Annotated in this window: 3 protein-coding genes and 1 pseudogene; 2 read left to right on the forward strand and 2 right to left on the reverse strand. The window is 62.6% G+C overall.

Features of this window, described 5'->3' with window-relative positions:
• Window positions 1-352: 352 nt before the first annotated feature.
• A complete protein-coding gene (locus MKK70_RS01785; RefSeq protein ID WP_243945560.1) occupies window positions 353-1,084 on the reverse strand; it encodes a Crp/Fnr family transcriptional regulator in 732 nt (243 codons plus the stop codon).
• A 182-nt stretch (window positions 1,085-1,266) separates the two neighbouring features.
• On the opposite strand from MKK70_RS01785, the gene MKK70_RS01790 reads away from it, so the two are divergent.
• Together MKK70_RS01790 and MKK70_RS01795 are read left to right on the forward strand one after the other, a co-directional pair.
• Window positions 1,267-2,031: a Crp/Fnr family transcriptional regulator gene (locus MKK70_RS01790; protein WP_243945562.1), complete on the forward strand. Its 765-nt coding sequence runs from the start codon at window positions 1,267-1,269 to the stop codon at window positions 2,029-2,031.
• 2 nt (window positions 2,032-2,033) lie between these two features.
• The gene (locus MKK70_RS01795) at window positions 2,034-2,297 is read left to right on the forward strand and encodes a hypothetical protein (protein WP_243945565.1); all 264 of its coding nucleotides are present in this window, start codon (window positions 2,034-2,036) and stop codon (window positions 2,295-2,297) included.
• Window positions 2,298-2,738: 441 nt separating this feature from the next.
• On the opposite strand, the pseudogene MKK70_RS01800 reads toward MKK70_RS01795, so the two are convergent.
• Window positions 2,739-2,859, reverse strand: a pseudogene (locus MKK70_RS01800) (IS5/IS1182 family transposase); the annotation flags it as partial.

Here is a 2,859-nt window from a genome sequence, read left to right on the forward strand (position 1 = left end):
TCCGCATCGTGCAACGACGGCACGTAGGCGCACCACTGGCAGATGCCCATATCTGCCGCCCGCCTGTCATTCCGCTGTGAGCAGTGCGGGCACACCCTGAGTAGCAGTTTGAAGCCGGTCAGGACCCCCTGACCGCGTCCCTGGAATGTAATCTCGCCTTCAGGCAGCACTCTTGGCCTGTCGTATGCTGACATGCGGTCTCCAAATAGAGGCGAATCTCTTACCATACAACCGGAGGTCGAAGCCGACCACCGAGCGCGAAAGGGGGTGCGGTATGCGTATTTTGCATCATTTGATTAGTCGATTGCGGCAGCGCTTGACGCAGCCCGGCCTAGCTCTTTGAAAATGTCGATCAGACTGTTGGGGTCGACGTTGTAGGCCCGAGAAGCCGATCGTACTCCGCCTCCGGCATTCCGTAGCAGGCGCCCGCTTGAGCAATCAGCTTTTCGCGGTCCCGGATGGTGATGGTCCCACGCTTCGTTGCGATGACCCCGGCCCGTTCCAGAACGGCCATCGCCTCGCTGACACCAGTGCGGTTCACGCCGAGCATCACGGACAAGAAGCGGTGGGTCGTCGGCAGGTCGTCCCCCTCGACCCGATCGTGGCACATCAGCAACCAGCGGGCGAGACGGGCTGCCAGCGTATAGCGCGCGTTGGCTAGTGCCGTGCCAGCCACCTGTACAGCGGAGGCTTGTGCGTAACGCAGCAGGCCCTCGCTGAAGGCGGCGCTCCGCTGCAGCATGGCAAAGAGGGCTTCAGCCGGCATAGCCCACGCGAGGCCGGCCATCTGAACCTGGCCGTCGTACGGCGCGCGATCCGATCCCAGGATGAGCGGGAGGCCGACCACGCCCTCGTAGCCGACCAGTCCGATCTCCGCCTGTTCGCCGTCCGAGGAGCGCGCTACGAGCGAGACGATGCCCTGCTCAACGAAATAGACATGCGTGAGCGGAGTAGCGGCCGGCATCGGCACGTCGCCGACCCTGAGTACGACTGGAGTGAGATGGTTCTGCACCCAGGCGAAATCGGCGGGCCTTAAGCCGACAAGCAGCCGATTGCGGTAGGTGGCCTGTAAGGGCTGTTTCAATGAACCCGTCCTGGAAAGGGCGGGAGCACGAGCCCTCAGCTACCTGCGCCCGAGCGCTCGGCAGGCAATCCATCCTTTCGTAAACAAAAGCAGGGACTTATGCAACCAAATCGTCAAATGATGGTTTGTTTGGTGGGGTTTCCGACATATGATGGGGGCCGACGTCACCATGCCGAGGCGTGATGCAGCAGGTACTCACCCGGAAGCTGGAAGGCTTCGAGGACCTATCGGATGACGATCGTCGGGCCCTGGATGGCCTGGCGCCGCGCATTCGGCAGGTCGGTGCACGGGTCGATCTGGTCCGAGAAGGTGACGAACCCGAGAACGTCCATCTGATCCTCGATGGCCTCGCCTGCCGCTACAAGGTGCTGCCGAGCGGCAAACGCCAGATCATGGCTCTCCTGGTTCCAGGAGACTTCTGCGATCTCAACGTGTTCATCCTCGACCAGATGGACCACAACATCGGCACGATCTCCCCGTGCCATGTCGTCGACATCCCGCGTCGGGCCATCGAGGAGATCACCGAGGCCCATCCGCAGGTTACGCGAGCCTTTTGGTGGTGTGCCCTCGTCGATGAGGCGGTGCTGCGCGAGTGGCTCGTCAACCTTGGTGGCCGTGCCCCGGAGCAGCGGATCGCCCACCTCGTCTGCGAACTGCTGGTCCGGCTCGATGCGGTCGGGAAGGTCACGAACGACAGCTACCCCTTCCCGTTCACACAGACCGAGCTTGCCGACACGATGGGCTTGTCCGCCGTTCACGTGCACCGTACGCTTCGCGAGCTGCGTGATCTCGGGCTGATCACGCTCAAACGACGGGTTCTGACGATCCACGATGTCGAGCAGCTCAAATCGTTCTGCGGCTTCACGCCGAACTACCTCCACCTCAAGAACACGCGCTGGGGGGCACGCCGGAGCCAGCCATGGCTGAACCAGCTCCGGGAAAGTTAGGCATGGATGCGCGCGACAACGTCGAGACGTTGCTCGTGCTGCAGCCGATCATGGTCGACACGGGCAGCCCGGATCGGGAAGGGCGTCTAGTCCTGGCCAACGGCCTGCTGATTGCGGTGCTGGTGCGTCTCGATACCCCCGAGCACGAGGTGGGCCCGGGCTGGTTCGTGGAGGCGGCCTTCGGACGTCTCTTCGGAGTGTCAGCGCCGATCTTCGACACGCTGGAGGAAGCCACGCGATGGCTGCGCCAGCACCGAAAAGCGTGACTGAAGCAGGATTGGCGTTGCAAAGTTCGCACGATAGCAGGACAGGCGAAGTAGCACGGACGGTCTTCATCGAACACCATACCGTGATGGCTGAACTGTCGCGGGATCAATCGCGTACAGCGCCTGTTGTCAGACGCTCCAAGATTTTCCTGCCGCATCTCCATCGTCTGGAATTACAGTGATTAAAATTTTGCTCGCGGCTGCTGTTGCGGCCGTGCTCTCTACACCTGCCTTCGCCCAGTATCAGGACGTGCCCGCGAGTACGGGTGGGGTCGGGCCGCGCGGCGTGCTTGGTGTCGTGACCCGCGAGCCAAGTTCGACCGGCGAGGAGGGCGCTGCTACTTGTTCACCGACTGGACGTGCCGAGGATGGAATTTCGGACGACTCGGCGGTTTCCGGCAACGAGGGACAGCCTTCACGCCTAAGAGTCCGTCCGATAAGTCATGACGCTCGGCCGAGCCTTCGGACGAGGATCATGACGGCGGCGGCGTAGAGGAAGGCTTGGGCCGAGGCGAGGGTCGCCTCCGGGTCTTTCCAAAGGCGGCGGTTGCGGCTGATCCAG

It is taken from the genome of Methylobacterium sp. E-041 (assembly GCF_022829665.1).
Lineage (GTDB): Bacteria > Pseudomonadota > Alphaproteobacteria > Rhizobiales > Beijerinckiaceae > Methylobacterium.